The organism is Albibacterium profundi, from assembly GCF_042159835.1.
In the GTDB taxonomy this organism is placed as follows: Bacteria; Bacteroidota; Bacteroidia; order Sphingobacteriales; family Sphingobacteriaceae; genus Albibacterium; species Albibacterium profundi.
Genome location: NZ_JBBVGT010000001.1, coordinates 128370 through 146296, shown reverse-complemented (window position 1 = coordinate 146296; position 17927 = coordinate 128370). Strand labels below are relative to the sequence as shown.

Annotated in this window: 18 protein-coding genes; 12 read left to right on the top strand and 6 right to left on the bottom strand. The window is 40.1% G+C overall.

Annotated features, from left to right (window positions below):
- Position 1 precedes the first annotated feature (1 nt).
- Positions 2 to 1903 carry an alpha-amylase family glycosyl hydrolase gene (locus WKR92_RS00685; RefSeq protein WP_375555917.1) on the top strand — a complete coding sequence of 634 codons (1902 nt, stop codon included), beginning with the start codon at positions 2 to 4 and terminating at the stop codon, positions 1901 to 1903.
- 9 nt (positions 1904 to 1912) lie between these two features.
- On the opposite strand, the gene WKR92_RS00680 is transcribed toward WKR92_RS00685, so the two are convergent.
- Both WKR92_RS00680 and WKR92_RS00675 read right to left on the bottom strand, forming a co-directional pair.
- Complete coding sequence (locus WKR92_RS00680) at positions 1913 to 2638, bottom strand: DUF3307 domain-containing protein (RefSeq protein ID WP_375555916.1); 726 nt, start codon at positions 2636 to 2638, stop codon at positions 1913 to 1915.
- Positions 2635 to 3246, bottom strand: a complete 612-nt coding sequence (locus WKR92_RS00675; protein WP_375555915.1) for an RNA polymerase sigma factor sigma-70 region 4 domain-containing protein — start codon at positions 3244 to 3246, stop codon at positions 2635 to 2637. Before WKR92_RS00675 ends, WKR92_RS00680 begins: the two co-directional genes overlap by 4 nt.
- Before the next feature lie 172 nt (positions 3247 to 3418).
- Here WKR92_RS00675 and WKR92_RS00670 point away from each other — a divergent pair, with 172 nt between their 5' ends.
- From WKR92_RS00670 to trpA, 5 genes are all read left to right on the top strand, one after another.
- Entirely contained in the window at positions 3419 to 3754 is a 336-nt protein-coding gene (locus WKR92_RS00670) for a BON domain-containing protein (protein ID WP_375555914.1), read from the top strand.
- A gap of 201 nt (positions 3755 to 3955) precedes the next feature.
- Entirely contained in the window at positions 3956 to 4945 is a 990-nt protein-coding gene (gene trpD / locus WKR92_RS00665; RefSeq protein WP_375555913.1) for an anthranilate phosphoribosyltransferase, read from the top strand.
- A complete protein-coding gene (locus WKR92_RS00660) occupies positions 4942 to 5556 on the top strand; it encodes a phosphoribosylanthranilate isomerase (protein WP_375555912.1) in 615 nt (204 codons plus the stop codon). Before trpD ends, WKR92_RS00660 begins: the two co-directional genes overlap by 4 nt.
- Positions 5557 to 5576: 20 nt before the next feature.
- The gene (trpB, locus tag WKR92_RS00655) at positions 5577 to 6758 is read left to right on the top strand and encodes a tryptophan synthase subunit beta (protein WP_375555911.1); all 1182 of its coding nucleotides are present in this window, start codon (positions 5577 to 5579) and stop codon (positions 6756 to 6758) included.
- A 25-nt stretch (positions 6759 to 6783) separates the two neighbouring features.
- Positions 6784 to 7557 (top strand): tryptophan synthase subunit alpha, encoded by a 774-nt coding sequence (gene trpA / locus WKR92_RS00650; protein ID WP_375555910.1) that lies wholly within the window; start codon positions 6784 to 6786, stop codon positions 7555 to 7557.
- A gap of 3 nt (positions 7558 to 7560) precedes the next feature.
- Here the strand turns inward: trpA and WKR92_RS00645 are convergent, their stop codons facing one another.
- From WKR92_RS00645 to sucC, 3 genes are all read right to left on the bottom strand, one after another.
- Positions 7561 to 8181 (bottom strand): L-threonylcarbamoyladenylate synthase, encoded by a 621-nt coding sequence (locus WKR92_RS00645; RefSeq protein WP_375555909.1) that lies wholly within the window; start codon positions 8179 to 8181, stop codon positions 7561 to 7563.
- 93 nt (positions 8182 to 8274) lie between these two features.
- Positions 8275 to 9720 carry an asparagine--tRNA ligase gene (gene asnS, locus WKR92_RS00640; RefSeq protein ID WP_375555908.1) on the bottom strand — a complete coding sequence of 482 codons (1446 nt, stop codon included), beginning with the start codon at positions 9718 to 9720 and terminating at the stop codon, positions 8275 to 8277.
- 104 nt (positions 9721 to 9824) lie between these two features.
- Positions 9825 to 11015: an ADP-forming succinate--CoA ligase subunit beta gene (gene sucC, locus WKR92_RS00635; RefSeq protein ID WP_375555907.1), complete on the bottom strand. Its 1191-nt coding sequence runs from the start codon at positions 11013 to 11015 to the stop codon at positions 9825 to 9827.
- Between the two features lie 129 nt (positions 11016 to 11144).
- Between sucC and WKR92_RS00630 the strand changes: the two genes are divergently transcribed.
- The 5 genes from WKR92_RS00630 to WKR92_RS00610 are packed head-to-tail and all read left to right on the top strand — an operon-like array spanning position 11145 to position 15219.
- Complete coding sequence (locus tag WKR92_RS00630) at positions 11145 to 11804, top strand: ABC transporter ATP-binding protein (RefSeq protein WP_375555906.1); 660 nt, start codon at positions 11145 to 11147, stop codon at positions 11802 to 11804.
- Positions 11788 to 12111, top strand: a complete 324-nt coding sequence (locus tag WKR92_RS00625) for a hypothetical protein (protein ID WP_375555905.1) — start codon at positions 11788 to 11790, stop codon at positions 12109 to 12111. The genes WKR92_RS00630 and WKR92_RS00625 overlap by 17 nt, the downstream gene beginning before the upstream one ends.
- The gene (locus tag WKR92_RS00620) at positions 12108 to 12728 is read left to right on the top strand and encodes an HAD family hydrolase (RefSeq protein ID WP_375555904.1); all 621 of its coding nucleotides are present in this window, start codon (positions 12108 to 12110) and stop codon (positions 12726 to 12728) included. Before WKR92_RS00625 ends, WKR92_RS00620 begins: the two co-directional genes overlap by 4 nt.
- Positions 12729 to 12731: 3 nt before the next feature.
- Positions 12732 to 14168 (top strand): S41 family peptidase, encoded by a 1437-nt coding sequence (locus tag WKR92_RS00615; RefSeq protein WP_375555903.1) that lies wholly within the window; start codon positions 12732 to 12734, stop codon positions 14166 to 14168.
- Between the two features lie 37 nt (positions 14169 to 14205).
- A complete protein-coding gene (locus WKR92_RS00610) occupies positions 14206 to 15219 on the top strand; it encodes a LacI family DNA-binding transcriptional regulator (RefSeq protein WP_375555902.1) in 1014 nt (337 codons plus the stop codon).
- A 22-nt stretch (positions 15220 to 15241) separates the two neighbouring features.
- Here the strand turns inward: WKR92_RS00610 and WKR92_RS00605 are convergent, their stop codons facing one another.
- The gene (locus WKR92_RS00605; protein WP_375555901.1) at positions 15242 to 16594 is read right to left on the bottom strand and encodes a Gfo/Idh/MocA family protein; all 1353 of its coding nucleotides are present in this window, start codon (positions 16592 to 16594) and stop codon (positions 15242 to 15244) included.
- Between the two features lie 209 nt (positions 16595 to 16803).
- Here WKR92_RS00605 and WKR92_RS00600 point away from each other — a divergent pair, with 209 nt between their 5' ends.
- On the top strand, positions 16804 to 17922 hold the full coding sequence (locus WKR92_RS00600; RefSeq protein WP_375555900.1) for a phosphotransferase enzyme family protein: 1119 nt from the start codon (positions 16804 to 16806) through the stop codon (positions 17920 to 17922).
- The last annotated feature ends 5 nt before the right edge of the window (positions 17923 to 17927 follow it).

Here is a 17927-nt window from a genome sequence, read left to right as displayed (position 1 = left end):
AATGAAAACGAAACGAATGTTGCTAGCTGCATTTCTTTTTCTGGTATTTTCATGTCAGAAAAAGGAAGTTCCGAATACAGACGAGGAGCAGCCCGGCCAAGTAGAGGCAGATTTGCCAGAAGGACTTGTCGATGGTGCGAATGTATTGAATGGCTCATCGGTCATTTTTAATCTTTTTGCACCCGGTAAGGAAACGGTGCATGTGCTTGGCGATTTTAATAACTGGACAGTGAGTGATGAAAGCTTAATGACACGGACACCAGACGGGAAACGTTGGTGGATTCAGGTTGATGGTCTAGATGCGAGTCGGGAATACGCTTACCAATATTTGGTTGACGGCGAAATTAGGATCGCAGACCCCTACACGGAGAAAATACTGGATCCTTGGAACGACCGATATATTAATGATCAACGGTATTCAGGCGACAAAGGGTATCCTGATGGTAAAACAGAAGGGATTGTTAGTGTGCTGCAGATGGAACAAGATGAATATTCATGGACTTCTTCAAATTTTAAGAGACCTGCTAAAAAAGACTTGGTAATTTATGAGCTTCTTGTCCGCGATTTTCTTGAAAGCAATTATTACAGTACGCTAATTGATACGATTGGTTATTTGAAGCGACTGGGAGTGAATGCCGTGGAACTGATGCCGGTGAATGAGTTTGAAGCCAATTTAAGTTGGGGATACAACCCCTCATTTTACTTTGCGGTGGATAAATATTATGGTTCCAAAAATCAGCTAAAAGAATTTATTGATCGCTGCCATGATGAAGGAATCGCCGTGATTATCGATATGGTTCTGAATCATTCCTTTGGGCAATCACCGATGGTGCAACTGTATTTTAATGAACAAACGAAAGCGCCTACTGCTGAAAATCCTTGGTTCAACAGCACCGCAAGACATCCGTATAACGTGGGTTATGATTTTAATCATGAGAGTTTGGACACGAAGTACTTTGTGAAAAATGTGATCAAATTTTGGATGGAGGAGTTTCGTATTGACGGTTTCCGTTTTGATCTGTCAAAGGGCTTTACCCAAAAAGATTCCGGTACTGGCGATGGTGGTGTAGGTGCCTGGTCGGCTTACGATGCAAGTAGGGTCGCCATCTGGAAAGATTATAATAATTATATCAGATCGTTAGACGACAATGGCTTCTACGTTATTCTGGAGCATTTTGCGGCGGATGAAGAAGAGAAAGCTCTAGCGGCAGAAGGGATGATGCTGTGGAATAACATGAATTATAGTTTTAACGAGGCAACAATGGGTTGGGTCGACAATTCGGACTTGTCTAGGATGTTTTATAAAAATCGAGGCTTCAGCTCTGCTGATCACTTGATCACCTATATGGAGAGCCATGATGAAGAACGCATGATGTTTAAAAATCTGACTTGGGGAAGGTCAGAGGGTTCTTATCGGGTGACCGATTTGAAAACTGCTTTAGCGAGACAGGAGATGGCTGTTGCATTTTTGATGACGGCACCAGGACCGAAGATGATATGGCAATTTGGTGAGTTGGGTTACGATGTATCCATTGATCAAAACGGTCGCACTGGTGAGAAGCCGATTCTATGGGAATACCAGAAGAATGCAGATCGGGCTAAGCTGATGAACTCATTTTCAAAATATATAAAGATGAAGATTAATAACCCCATCTTTAATAGAGGCGACTTGGTTCATAATGTGGGTGGCGCGGTTAAGTCGATTCACTTGAAAGACGGCGATCATGAACTATGGCTGATCGGGAATTTTGGTGTGACCGAGCAACCAATAAGTATCGATATGAAAACGGGCAGGTGGACAGATTATGCAAGTGGCAATGAACTGGTGCTTGCGGAAAGCCAGTTGACTACAATAATAGAAGCTGGTGAATATCGTCTATACAGCAATCAGCTATTAAATTAAACAGCTGGTTTATAGCAAGGTCAGTAAGTAGCCAAACAACAGAGACGTACATATCGCTGCACCAAAGCTGAGCAATGTGCCGATAAGTACGTATTCTGTGAGTTTACGATCTTTTGATGCGGTAAGATCTCCAAAACGGAAAATCGATTTGGCTGCCAATAAAAAGCCGACTGCCTCTAATTGGTTGATAATGATAAATATAAATATCAGAATCCGCTCGAGATAGCCTATGTATTCTCCTGCACTTTGGAGCGAATCATTCTTGTTGTTCTCCGTATGTGGAGTCCATTTTGAGATGAAGATCCGTATAGCAACCGAGAGGGGTTTGGTTAAAAAAACAAAAGCAGAAATCCAGAGTAGAAGTTTTGTTAGGTTGTTTTCGTCAAAAGATTGAAGCCATAGTTGAAAGTTTTGATGGTAAAGAAACCAGATTACAACGATGACGAGCAGATGGAGCAGTTGATCGGCGAAGAAAAGTGTTCTTGCGTTGCCGGGCTTTTGTAAATAAATCTTTAGGCTGTCGATTATCAAGTGACTGCTAGCAATTATTAATGCCCAAGGCCAAAATTCCCAGTCCCAAATCAATAATAAAATCAAAATAAAATGAATGCCGATATGAAGATACAGCTGATAGGCTTTAATCTTTAATTCTTCTTTTGCTTTAGCCCATTTGCTTGGTTGCAGAACAAAATCGCCTAATAGATGGGCGAGCAGCAGTTTAATAAGAATGATCATTTAAGCTCCTTTATTTTTTTACGGTACAGTAGGTTCATAGCTTGAATTTCATCGAAAGCAGATCGTTTTAGACGCGTGCTCACCGTATTTTGTTTGATACCAATCAGACTGCCGAGTTCGGCTTGCGACTTGTCGGGGTTGAGAAGAGCTAGACGAACAATTTCTGCCGAGTTTTCAGTCCATTGGTCCATCGTCAGTAGCGCGAGCTTGAGAAACATATTGATATCAAGATCAAAATGTTCCCAGTCGCTTTTTACAGCTAGGTTTATTTTGTCTTTTTTTAACGTTTCGAATCGTTCGCCGGAATGGATGAATGCTGTTCCGTTTGATTCGGTGATTCGGAATGCATCATGAGTGATGTCGCCGAAGCCCATTGACATCCGCACGTCTAGTTCTTTTAGTGTCTTTACGGATGCCTTTATAATCAAAGCAACTTCTAAAGCATCTGCGGGTTCGTCAACCTTTAGTTGAAAACTATCACCGCGATAAATATCCCATTGTTTGGGAGCCTTGCCAAAGTGGAGTAATGTCGCCTTTAATAATGGCAACCATTTGTCAATATCGACTTTAGACGAATTTATGATGTCTCCAGTTATAATCGCAACCATAGAAATAGTATTATAGAGTAAATATATCCAATTTTTACGTGATAATAAAAAATATCGTCGGTATAGATGATACGGTACAAAGGATATTGCAATAGAATTGTTACTTATTCTCTTTTTTTGTATATTCAACCATATAACCAACATAAATGTGTGAACCAAAAAAATGGAAATTATGAAAAAGCTCATCTACTTATTGGTATCAGTTACAGCTATAAGCCTGTTCCTATTTGCATGCACGTCGCCAAATAAATTAGATACCAAAGCACAGGAAACAATAGCGGAGAGTTTGCCTCCGGGAGTTGAAGTAACTGTAGAAGACGGCGTCGCTACCTTTACAGGACAATTTGAAAACGAAGTAGATCGAATCGTAGCCGAAAATGCCGCTAGAAAAACTAAGGGAATTCGTTCGGTAGAAAACAATGCGACTGTCCTGGACGATACACCGGTTGACAGTGCGACGATGGATTCCATAGAAGCGGATACGATGGCAGTAGAACCAGTAGAGTGATGGCCATTTTTAGAAATTTTTGTTTGTTTCGAAATTATTATTCATATTTGGCATAACAACAGAAAAATGGTTAACAATAACGTAAATATTAATTGGTGGCACAAAGGATAAAACCTTGTGACATGACTTCTATATATTAATATTTACATAATAAAAAAACAGAGGCTTGTCTAAACGACAAGCTTTTTTTTTGGAAATAAAATGAAGAAAATATTAAATCACTTATTCGAACATCGCAGCTTTAGTCGGAAAGAAGCTCATGAGATCTTAACGAATATAGCAACCGGGAAATACAATCTGTCTCAGATCGCTGCATTTATGACGGCTTATAGTATGCGATCGATTCGTGAAGAGGAACTTGCAGGTTTTAGAGATTCAATGTACGATTTAAGCTTGAAAAGAGATTATAACGGTTACGAACTGATTGATTTATGCGGAACAGGTGGCGATGGAAAAAATACCTTTAATATTTCCACATTGGCATCATTCATTGTGGCCGGCGCAGGTCATAAAGTGGCTAAACACGGTAACTATGGGGTGTCTTCAGGCTGCGGTTCATCTAACGTAATGGAATATTTAGGTTACCAATTTTCAAATGATCAAGATGAAATATCGCGATCACTCGATGAAGCGAATATATGCTTTTTACACGCCCCGCTTTTTCATCCGGCAATGAAGAATGTTGCTCCGATTCGCAAAGAATTGGGAGTGAAAACATTTTTCAATATGTTGGGCCCGATGATCAATCCGGCCAACCCGATTTACCAATCGGTGGGCGTCTTCAGTTTGGAGTTGGCGAGACTATACGGTTATATCTATCAGAAAACGAATAAACAATTCAGTGTCATCCATGCATTGGATGGCTATGATGAGGTATCCTTGACAGGTGATTATAAAATTATTACAAACAGGGCCGAGCAGATTGTGGATATTAAAGAGTTGGGTTTCGAAGCTATCGACCCGAATGAGATTCGTGGAGGCGAAACGGTTGAGGAAGCAGCTAAAGTATTTACGCGCATTCTGAGCGGTAAAGGTACTGATACACAGAATAAAGTAGTGCTGGCTAATGCAGCGATTGCTATCAACACGATCGACCAAGATGCTGCGTTTAGTGAGTGTTATTCCAAAGCAGAGGAGTCTCTTTTAGGCGGCCACGCAATTAATAAATTTAAAGCTCTGTTAAAGCAATGAGGACGCTTAAAACGAAAGTTTGTGGTTTACGAGATGAAGAAAATGTAATGCAGGTCGCTGCCTTGAAACCTGATTACATAGGATTTATTTTCTATGAAAAATCGGCTCGCTATGCAGGGCATGGAGATTTAGCGTTTCTTAACGAATTGTCTGGTACGAAAAAGGTCGCCGTATTTGTGAATGCTACGGAGAAAGAAATCGATTCTGTTCTAACGAGATATAGCTTTGATGCGGTGCAGTTGCATGGGAACGAGCGTCCGGAGTTCTGTGAAACTGTTCGCCAAAAAAATGTAGAGCTAATTAAAGCCTTTGGTGTAGATTCTGGCTTTGATTTTAACCAGCTGGAGGTGTATCGGTCAGTAGTAGATTATTTTTTATTTGACACAAAAACTAGTTTACACGGAGGATCGGGGAGACAGTTCGATTGGAGCATTTTGGACGGATATAAAGAAAATACTCCTTATTTTTTAAGTGGAGGTATCGATAAGGCAACTTTTCAGTCGGCTACCAGTTTACAAGACGAACGTCTTTATTGCATTGATGTTAACTCGCGATTTGAACTGGAGCCGGGCATTAAGAGTATTCCTCTTTTGAAAACAATATTGAAATAATATTAATAGATAAGAAGATAATGAATAAATATCAAGTAAATGAGCAAGGTTACTATGGCAAATTTGGCGGGGCTTATATTCCCGAAATGCTCTATCCGAATGTAGAGGAGCTTCGACAGGAATATCTAAAAATCATGGAAAGTCCGAGCTTCAAAAATGATTTTGATCAGTTACTCCGTGACTATGTCGGTCGCCCTTCACCGCTCTATCTTGCTGAGCGTTTATCGGAACGCTATGGTGCTAATATTTATCTCAAGCGCGAAGATTTAAACCATACGGGAGCCCATAAGATCAATAACACGATTGGTCAAATTTTATTGGCAGAGCACTTAGGGAAGAAGCGAATTATAGCGGAGACTGGTGCAGGTCAACATGGCGTAGCGACGGCCACGGTTTGCGCATTAAAGGGACTAGAATGTGTAGTGTATATGGGTGCTATCGATATCGAACGCCAAGCACCAAATGTAGCGCGCATGAAAATGATGGGTGCTACCGTGGTTGCTGCAGAATCGGGAAGTAAGACATTGAAAGATGCTACCAACGAGGCGCTTAGAGATTGGATTAATAACCCGGTTGACACCCACTATATTATTGGGTCAGTTGTGGGGCCACATCCTTATCCAGATATGGTTGCCCGCTTCCAGTCGGTTATCTCTGAAGAGGCGAAACAGCAGATTCTGGATAAAGCTGGAAAATTACCCGATTATGTGATGGCCTGTGTTGGAGGAGGGAGTAATGCGATTGGCATGTTTTATCATTTCTTGGACGATGAAGGAGTGAAACTAATAGCTGCCGAAGCGGCAGGTAAAGGAATTTACAGCGGCGAATCAGCGGCTACATCTGTCTTAGGGAAAGAAGGCGTACTTCACGGCAGCAGAACCATTCTGATGCAAACTGACGACGGACAGGTTATCGAGCCTTATTCAATCTCAGCTGGTTTGGATTATCCGGGTATAGGCCCTCAACATGCATTTTTGCACGATATCAAGCGTGTTGAGTATGTGAGTATCACAGATGATGAAGCTATGCAGGCTGGTCTGCTTCTGACGCAATTAGAAGGCATTATCCCTGCAATCGAAAGTGCACATGCTCTGGCACAGTTGGAAAAAATGGAATTCCAAAAGGATGATCATGTGGTATTATGCTTGTCAGGAAGAGGTGATAAAGATCTGGATAATTACATGAAGTACTTTTCACTCTAATATTCATACAATTAGACGATTTAAAATGAACAGAATAAAAGAATTATTTGATAATGATAATAAAGCTAATCGACTTTCCATCTATTATACAGCAGGTTATCCGAAGTTAGACAGTACACTTGATATAGCAGAACGATTGGAGGAATCGGGTGTTGATTTCTTAGAAATAGGTTTTCCATATTCAGATCCTTTGGCAGATGGCCCAGTGATTCAGCATGCGTCGCAAGTCGCTCTTAAAAACGGAATGACACTCGACGTGTTATTTGAGCAGCTCGCTGATTTAAGAAAACGAGTTTCTATTCCCGTTTTCCTGATGGGCTATGTAAATCCAGTGATTCAGTACGGTGTCGAACGCTTTTGCAAATCATGTGCGAAGGTTGGCGTCGATGGTGTAATCATTCCCGATTTACCAATGTATGAGTATGAGGAGCTGTATAAAGGTGTATTTGTAAACAATGGAGTAAGCAATGTGTTTTTGGTGACACCGCAAACAACGGATGAGCGAATTCGTAAAATAGATGACCTGAGCACAGGCTTTATCTATTTACTTTCTTCATCATCTACTACGGGTAAAAATCTTGATATTTCCGATGAACGGCTTGCCTATTTTAATCGGATTAAAGGATTGGGATTAAAAAATCCCTTTGTAATAGGCTTTGGGATATCAAATAACGAAAGCTTTCAGCAAGCTTCTGAAATTGCGGATGGTGCGATCGTTGGTTCCGCATTTGTCAAGCAGTTGGACTCGGACAGTTATTTAGAGGAAATTCCTTCCTTTATTAAGGAATTAAGGGGCTAGGATTTAAATATAAAGTGTCAAGTCGCCTTCGCCCTGTCTGATTACATCGAAGTCGCCCGTAGTGCAATCAACTACAGTTGATGGAATGTTTTTACCATAGCCGCCGTCGATAACAGCATCTACCACCGTTCCATATTTCTCATAGATCAATTCCGGGTCGGTGGAGTATTCGATAACTTCGTCGTCATCGTGGATGGATGTAGAGATGATTGGGTTGCCCAGTTGCCTTACAATTTCCCGTGCAATGTTATTGTCTGGGACACGGATACCGACGGTTTTCTTTTTAGAACTTAACAATTTCGGTACCTGACTACTGGCGTTAAAAATGAAGGTAAATGGACCAGGTAATGACCTCTTTAATAAGCGAAATGTGACATTGTCCAAGGGTTTGGTGTATTGGGAAATGGATGTCAGATCATTACAAATAAAAGAAAGATTTGATTTTTCCTTTTTAATTCCACGAATTCTACACACGCGTTCAATGGCCTTCGGATTTGTGATGTCACAACCGATCCCGTAAATGGTATCCGTCGGATAAATAATAACCCCACCTTTTTTTAAAATATCGACTACTTGTTCGATACTTTTGGGGTTGGGATTTTCCTCGTATATTTTTATAAACATTCCGGCTTGATTTGGTTTCAATATTGTAACAAATAAATTGAGTTAATAGTTTCCGATGCGAACTATTAACTCAATTAGATCGGGGAGGAGGTCTTAAAATTCCGCACTCTTCGGAAAGCGAGGAAACGGAATTACATCACGTATGTTGGTCATGCCCGTTACAAAAAGCACAAGGCGTTCAAAGCCAAGTCCAAAACCAGCATGTGGTGCGGTTCCAAATCGTCGGGTATCAAGAAACCAGTCCATTTCGTGTTGAGGAATATTCATTTCGTCCATTCGCTTCGTGAGCACATCATAACGCTCTTCCCGTTGAGAACCTCCAACTATTTCTCCTATTCCTGGAAAGAGAATGTCCATTGCAGCTACAGTTTTTCTGCCTTGTTCATCAACTTCGTTTTGTCGCATATAAAATGCTTTGATGTCAGCTGGGTAGTCAGAAAGGATAACCGGCTTTTTAAAGTGCTTCTCTACCAGATAACGCTCGTGTTCCGATTGCAGATCTACACCCCAGCCATCGATCAGATACTTAAATTGTTTCTTTTGATTAGGTTTCGAACGTTTCAATATCTCTATCGCTTCTGTATACGATATTCTCTCAAAATCGTTCAGAAGGCAAAACTCTAACTTCTCTGTTAGGTTCATCGCTGCACGTTCATTCTGAGGTTTCTTTTTATCCTCTTCCGCTTGTCTATTCTTTAAGAATTCAATCTCATCCGGACATGTTTCCAGGGCATATTTAATGACATACTTCAATAGCTCTTCTGCGAGATCCATGTTGTCATTATTATCGTAGAATGCCATTTCGGGTTCTATCATCCAAAATTCGGCTAAATGTCGTGTTGTATTAGAGTTTTCTGCTCTAAATGTGGGGCCGAAAGTATATATATTACCAAGCGCCATCGCTGCTAGTTCGCCTTCCAGTTGTCCAGACACTGTTAAGTTCGTCTGTTTGCCGAAAAAGTCCTCCTTGTAGTCAATTTCGCCTTTGTCGTTTCTAGCTGGTTGATCTAGATCAAGCGTTGTCACTTGAAACATTTCGCCGGCACCCTCAGCATCTGAACCAGTAATAATGGGTGTATGTATATAAACGAATCCGCGCTCATTAAAGAATTGATGAACTGCAAAAGCCAGTGCGTTTCTTACTTTAAAAATGGCATTAAAGGTTGTGGTCCGGAATCTTAGATGCGCAATTTCCCGCAAAAACTCAAGACTGTGTTTTTTGGGTTGGAGCGGGAATTTATCAGGGTCACTTTCGCCAAGAATTTCGAGACACGTAGCCTTTAGCTCGACACGTTGACCTTTACCCTGAGATTCGGTTAATATCCCTTTAACGGCAATAGCGGCTCCCGTATGTAGCTTTTTTACTTGCTGGTCTTCAAATTCATTAATACCTATAACAATTTGCAAGTTGCTAAGGCACGAACCGTCGTTTATTGCAAGAAACTGATTGTTTCTGAAGGTTTTAACCCAACCTTTTACAATAAATTCTTTGCCGAATTCGTTAGAATCCAATAGTTCCTTGATTCTTGTGTGTTTCATGATTTGATATGTATTTTATTTTCTCTCAGAACAAATAAACCTCCATATGCGGAGGTTTATTTGTGTAATCTATTTTTATAGATAGGGCAGTCTACTTTTGGAAACTATGAAAGAACCTTAGTAACCAAGTCTGCAGCTTCTTTCAACAGAATAGCCGAATATACTTCCAATCCAGATTCGTCAATTAATTTTTTTGCCTCCTCGGCATTCGTTCCTTGTAAACGTACAATGATAGGAACAGGGATATTGCCCATGTCTTTATAAGCGTCTATAACCCCCTGAGCCACACGGTCGCAACGTACAATACCACCGAAGATATTAATCAAAATGGCTTTTACATTCGGATCCTTTAAGATAATATTGAACCCGGCTTTTACAGTTTCTGCATTTGCGGTACCGCCTACATCCAGAAAGTTAGCAGGCTCACCACCAGCAAGTTTAATGATATCCATGGTCGCCATGGCAAGTCCCGCACCGTTAACCATACAGCCAACGTTACCGTCAAGCTTCACATAGTTCAGGTTGGATTTGTCAGCTTCCACTTCCGTCGGATCTTCTTCCGCAAAGTCGCGCATTTCTGCATAGTCTTTATGACGATAAAGAGCGTTTTCATCCAAGTTAACTTTTGCATCAACCGCTAGAATTTTATCGTCGGAAGTTTTTAATACCGGATTTATTTCGAATAGAGAAGAATCGGTTGCATCATATGCCTTGTAAAGTGCTGCAACAAATTTTACCATTTCTTTATGAGCGGCGCCTTCCAGACCTAAGTTAAATGCAATTTGTCTAGCTTGAAATCCTTGAAGTCCTACTTTTGGATCGATTTCCTCTTTAAAGATTAATTCAGGTGTTTTCTCTGCCACTTCTTCAATGTCCATTCCACCTTCTGTAGAGTACATAATGATGTTACGGCCTTTTGCACGGTCTAGGAGTACACTCATGTATATCTCTTTGGTTTCACTTTCGCCAGGATAATAAACATCTTGCGCAACAAGAACCTTGCTAACTTTTTTTCCTTCGGGGCCGGTTTGTGGGGTAACCAGCTGCATCCCTATAATTTCAGAGGATTTTTCTCTTACTTCATCTAGGTTTTTGGCTAATTTTACACCTCCGCCTTTTCCGCGACCACCTGCATGGATTTGAGCTTTAATTACAACCCAGTCAGAGTTAAAGTCTTCTTTTAATTGCTTCGCTGCTTCTACAGCTTCTTCGGGCGTGTTCGCTACAATTCCTTCTTGTATGCGTACACCGAAACTTTTTAAAATTGCTTTACCTTGGTATTCGTGAATATTCATGCTTTAAAAATTTGCTGTAAAAGTAAGTCTTTTAATCCATTTTATCAATCTGAAGACATCCTATTTGTTTGAATCTTAAAAAGAATTGAACATTTTTATGTAATTATAAATTAGTATTATCTTCGCTTCATGTTAAGTGCAAAAGATATCTATAAATCATACGGTAAGCTTTCAATATTAAAGGGAGTAAATCTTGAGGTCAAGAAAGGGGAAATCGTTGGGATTGTAGGTGCCTCGGGAGCTGGGAAAAGTACATTATTACATGTAATCGGCTCTTTGGCCCCTGCAGATGCTGGTAGTGTAGAGATTAACGGTGTAACACTTAACAAGCTATCATCTAGAAAATTGAGTGATTTTCGAAATAAAAACATCGGTTTCATTTTTCAATTCCATCACTTGCTACCCGAGTTTACGGCGTTGGAGAATGTTTGCATGCCTGCTTTTATAGCTCAGCGTCCGAAAAAGGAAAGCGAGATCAGGGCTAAAGAACTGCTTGATCTACTCAATCTTTCACATCGGGTAGATCATAAACCAGCTGAGCTGTCGGGAGGTGAACAGCAGCGAGTGGCGGTTGCCAGAGCTTTAATCAATAACCCTGCAGTTATTCTAGCTGACGAGCCGTCGGGTAACCTGGATTCTGATAACGCTGAAGCGTTGAACCAAATATTTGTGAACCTGCGTAAAGAATTAAACCAAACCTTTGTCATCGTGACACACAATGAAGAGCTAGCCGGTATTGCTGACCGCGTTGTGCATATGAAAGACGGGGAGATTGTCGACAATATTTAAGAAAGAAGCGTTGGAAAAGACGGTTATCATTACCAAGGGGATTAGTGCTGAAGCACAGAGCCATGCGAAGGAGTACCCTGATGCAACTATTATTTTTGCTGACTCGGCCCCCGTTCCCGCAGTTCTGGTGAACATGGGTAAATACATCCAATTACCAGATCCTTCTTCTGCTTCTTTTATTCATATCTTGTTAAAGTATTGCCTTGATTATAACGCTGATATCTTGGTGCTTCTTTCGTCACAGGAATGGGAAGTCGTAAGTCCTCAAAAACAGTTATTCGAAGAATATAATATTCAATTAATATGATACGGTTTGCCGATTTAGAAAAAGATAAATCCGCTTTTATATTTGGGTTGGATGATGTATTGTATCCGGTAAAAGATTATGATCTACAGGTTTTTTACCTTTTTGCTAATCTTTTAGAATACACGGAAGGTGTACCTGCTGCGGCCGACTTAACTGCTTTTTTAAAGAAAAGCTATGAATCACACGGTAAGGAGGGGCTCTTTACTAAAGCTGCCGAAGTCTTCGGAATTGATGAGAAATATCATGAAAACTTCAAAAAGATGGGCGTCAATGCGCAACTTCCTTTGCGTTTGATTATATATCCGCCTATGCTTAAATTACTACATTCTATTCATGACGCAAAGAAATCTATTTTTGTACTAACCGAAGGTAATCCATTGGTGCAACTTAATAAACTGAAATACATAGACTGGGAGGGGCTTGAAAAGGATTTAAAAGTGTATTTTTATGATGAAATTAAAGTGGTGAGGAAACAAGAACCACTACATTACCTAATGGAGGAGAATAAGTTAGACGCTAACAAAACTGTATTTATTGGACATACAGTTCAGGAAGCTGTATGTAAAGAATTGAATATCGATTTTCTAGACGCCTCCGATTTACTTGACGGAAATTAATATATGTTTCGATTACACTTCTTTCGGATTTTTGCGATGATGCTGTTTTTTGCAGCATCCTTTTTATCGTCATGTTCAAAGACAGAGACGCCTCGGGTACTACCAAAGCCTGTACGTGAGAACACAAAAGAAGCCCGATTGAAAGAACTCGTGTATACAAATACTTATGATATGTATTTGTGGCAAGATCAGTTGCCTACAAGTTTCCCGACCGAAGATTATAGAAGAGCAGAAGATGTATTAGAAGCGTTAACCGAATATTCGAGAGACCCGGTTACCCATGTAAAATTAGATCGATTTAGTTTCTTGGATCGCAGCGGAACTGTTGAGCGGGAAATAAGCGAAGGGCGCAAAGGGAGCTTTGGTTTTGATGTCCGATATCAAAATGAAACGGACCTATATGTAAAAATGGTGTACCCAGGTTCGCCGGCAGCAGAGGCTGGTATGGAACGCGGCTTTCAGGTGTTGGCTATTAACGGCAATTCTGAATTAGCTAATAGTCTCCATGAACCGAATGATTATCAATTCCTATTTGATGCGCTAGATGCGGAGTCTATTGAGTTGCGACTTAAAAAGCCTGATAATACAGAACTCTCAGTCACTCTCCAGCGTAAGGAATTTCAAATACAACCCGTTTTCTTTTCGGATATCTACACCGTTGGAAATAAAAATGTAGGTTATTTTGTTTTAGAGTCTTTTGTGTCAACAAAAGATGATTTGGGTAGAGATACCGAGCTTATGAATAAATTGAACGAGATTTTTAATCTATTCCAAGCAAATCAAGTAGAAGAAGTTATTGTTGACCTACGCTATAACGGCGGTGGCGCAGTAATCACGGCTGAGGATCTTTCAAACTTCTTGGCACCGACTTCAGTCTCGGAAAATGCGTTGATGTACAGTTACGGGATCAATGAAACCCTGCGAAAAGAGGATGAAGAACGGGATGAAAATGACCGCTTTTTTAGCCCGGTTCATTTTAATAAAACCAATACTTTGAACCCGACAAAGGTTTATTTCCTGATAACAGAAGGGACCGCCTCGGCGAGCGAACTCCTTATCAATAATCTAAAACCATATACCGATGTTAAGTTGATAGGTGAGGGTGTTACCTATGGAAAACCCGTTGGTTTTTATGCTGTTTCCATTATGAACAATGATTTGTATGCGGTTTCATTTAAAACGATCAATGCAGATGGGGAAACAGATTATTATGAAGGTATGCCCGTTGATAAGGATGTAACTGAAGATTTGAGATGGAATTGGGGTGATGTGAATGACCCTTTACTAAGAGAAGCCTTACATTATGCAGAATCAGGTTCGTTTACAAGCGAAATGATTCTTAGGAGGAGTCAAACGGACGCAGCGACCGATAAGGCGGGTCTTAATCGAAAACTTGACTTAAGAGGTAATAAGGATATGTACTACTTTTCATTAAAGTGAGTTTTTTTTAGTAAATTAGGTACTCCAACAACAAACTATGAAGAACGCGCCACCTACTCTAAAAGAAATAGCTAAACGACTAAAACTGTCTACTTCAACTGTTTCGAGGGCACTTAAGGATCACCCAAGTATCGGACTGGTTACTACAATGCGGGTGAAGAAGCTAGCTGAGGAGCTTAATTATGAACCCAATAATCGAGCGATCTTTTTTAAACAACAAAAAACCTTTACCATTGGCGTAGTATTACCAAATTTATCGGAATCTTTCTTCAGCACGGCTATCAGTGCCATTGAAAATAAAGCTACAGAAGAAGATTATACGGTTATTTTGGGACAATCGTTAGACGATGAAAATAGACAATCTCGAATTTTAGAAACACTTAGAAAACACCGAGTTGATGGCATTATTTTATCGGTGGCAAAAAACACATCGAACTTTGATTTTATCGACTCGCTTCGAAAGTCGAATATTCCCATTGTCTTCTTTGACTGTGTACCTGACCGGGAAGATGTAATCAGAATTGTATCCGACTTGAAACCGGGCATGATGGAAGCGATTGATACCTTTGTATCATGTGGACATAACCGGATAGCGCTTATCAACGGTCCACAAACTCTATTAGCAAGTAGGGAGCGCCTTGAAGGGTATAAACAAGGTTTAGAAAAGAATGATATTCCGGTGAACGAAGATTATATTTTTGTGAGCGACTTGAGTGAAGAGGATAACAAAAGAGTTATGGCTGAGCTCATCGCATTGCCGGAACGGCCGTCTGCGGTTATTTGCTTCAGCGATTATGTAGCGCTCGATACGATGAAAGTTGCCAAAGAGAAGGGTTTAAGTATCAATCAAGATGTATCTTTTATTAGTTTTTCTAACTTCCCAATATGGAACCATATTGAAAACAAGCCAATGGCCTCCATTGAACAGTTTGCGGGTAGACAAGCTCAGAAGGCGGCCGATATACTTTTTGATCTGATTAATGAGCGTGAAACGAGTGGCGAAAAGTTAATAAGTTATCCTTCACAGCTCATTCATCTCGATACACTGTAAAGGATAACTTTTTTAAGATCAACTAAAATCCACTATCGTCTAATGCAAAGACAGGTTTACTTGTTTTCCATTTTCCATTTGTGAAATCAGGAAAGTCTAAAGTTTTATTGCCTTCTTTGACAGACTGAATAGACAATGGGAATAAAGCGCTCATCGTTACTGAATCGTAAACGTCTATTGGAGTTTGACGTTGTTGTTTAACAGATTCAAAGAATGCGTTATCGACAAACCAGTCCATTCCCCCGTGTCCCGAGCCCGTTGCCAAATGTTCATATTTTGCCCATAAAGGGTGATCATACTTCTTAATCCACTCATCAGCATTATCCCAGGCGTGACTTTTAGCAGCCTTTCCTTCAATGTATATGCCTTTATTTAAATCCATCCATATACCATCCGTTCCTTGTACGCGTAGGCCGATGGAATAAGGTCTTGGCAAATGCACATCATGTTTAATTTCGATCGTTTCCCCATTCGCGCAAGTCATCAATGAGGTAGTAACATCTCCGTTTTTAAAATCGATATTAGCGTTTGGATGGCCAGGTGAGGTTTTTTCGATATAATCAGAAAGGCCGCGTGCTTTACTTGAAAAGGATACCACTTTGGTAATACGATTTCCATGGTTGATATTTGCAAAGTGCATAGCCGGACCCAATCCATGCGTCGGGTAGAGGTCGCCGTCCAGATCAATATTAAATTGCGTTCTCCATTGTGCTTCACTATAGCCTTTATCTCCAAATTCTACACCGCCACCATAAGGTTGCTTTCCATTGTTAAACAGAACTTCTCGCAGGTCATGCTGATAACCACCTTCCAGATGAATAATCTCACCAAACAAACCCTGACGCACCATGTTCAGTATCGCCATAACATCTCTTCTGTAGGCTACATTTTCTAAACACATGTATGGTACACCGGTTTGTTCCGATGTCTTTACGATATCCCAATGTTCGTCTAATGTTAATCCGGCTATTACTTCACAGCCTACATAGATCCCTGCCTTCATCGAGTCGATCGCTTGTTCGTGGTGAAACTGCCACGGGGTTGAGATAATTACGGCATCAAGTTTTTCCGATTCCAACATACGCTTATAAGCGTCGAGTCCTCCGGTATATTCCTTCGGCGCTTTTTTATTCTTTTCCTTAAATTGCTTCCGACATCTGGCCAATGAATCCTCTTGGGTGTCGCATATAGAAACGACATTTACATCATCACGGTTTAACGCTATGGCAACGTGATTCCTACCTCGCATTCCGACACCGATAAATCCTAATCGAATGACATCTTTTTTTGTTTTAGCAAAGATGTTTTGTGGACGAAGTATTGTCGAACCTGCCGCAGCAATACCTCCTGTTTTGATAAATGTTTTTCTATCCATAAGATAAAAATACAATCCCGACGAATACAATCCTAATAATTGAAACAGATCGTTACAAACTCAATCGATTGCGTGAAATAAAATAAAACGGTCAATCGATTGCGTCTTTTAAAAACTATGAAAATATAATACAAAATCGGATATTGCAGTGTCGTTTTTTTAAGGATATCAAAAAAACATATGAATAAGATAAAAGCGCTAAGACTATAATGGGGATCAACTCTAATTTAAAAATTGCAGAATACTTTAATATACAAGGCACCCCCATTTCAATTAAGGAATTCGGATCGGGACATATCAATGATACCTATCAAATAAGGACAGATCAGGCAGATGGTCCTGCGTACCTGTTGCAACGTATTAATAACTATGTTTTTAAGGACGTTGATGTTTTAATGAATAACATTAAAAAGGTTACTGAGCATTTGCAAAGCAAGATGCATGACACTGATACCAGTCAAAAGGTCCTGACAATTATCCCGACAAAAGATAACAAACTTTACTATGTGGACGATGCTGATAATTATTGGCGTTTGATGATTTTAATCAACAATACACGTAGTTATGATATTTTAGAAACCGAAAGCCAAGCCGAAGAAGGGGGACGAGCTTTTGGTAATTTTCAAGCACTGTTGGCTGATCTGGACCCGACTGAGATCGATTACACCATTCCGGATTTCTGTAATATTGAGTTCCGTCTTAACAACTTTCATAAAGCCTTGGAAAAGGATGCTGTTAACCGAAAGAAAGATGTTAAGGACGAAATTGAATATATCATTGATCGGGAAACGAAGATGAATACCATTTTACAGATGGCTGCCCGTGGTGAACTGCCTTTACGGATCACGCACAATGACACAAAATTCAATAATGTGCTGCTCGATCAAAATGATAAAGCTCAATGTGTCATTGATCTGGATACGGTTATGCCTGGTTACGTTGCTTACGATTTCGGTGATGCTATTCGAACCATAATCAACAGAGCAGCTGAGGATGAAGCTGACCTTTCAAAAATTCAATTAAACATTCCTTTGTTCAAGGCTTATACCAAAGGTTATTTGGAAACAGCTCACCAATTTTTAACCGATTATGAAGTGGACTCTTTATTGCAAGGAGCTCTTCTTTTTCCATACATGCAGTCGGTTCGCTTTCTGACAGATTATCTTGAAGGAGATATCTATTATAAAACTCAACATCCCGAGCATAATTTACAACGAACACGTGCACAGCTAAAGCTAGCTTTTGAAGTTGAATCGCAACAACATATACTTGGTGAAATTATTCAATCTGAAGCTGCGAAATACAATTTAGTATCGAAACAAAAATAGAAGTT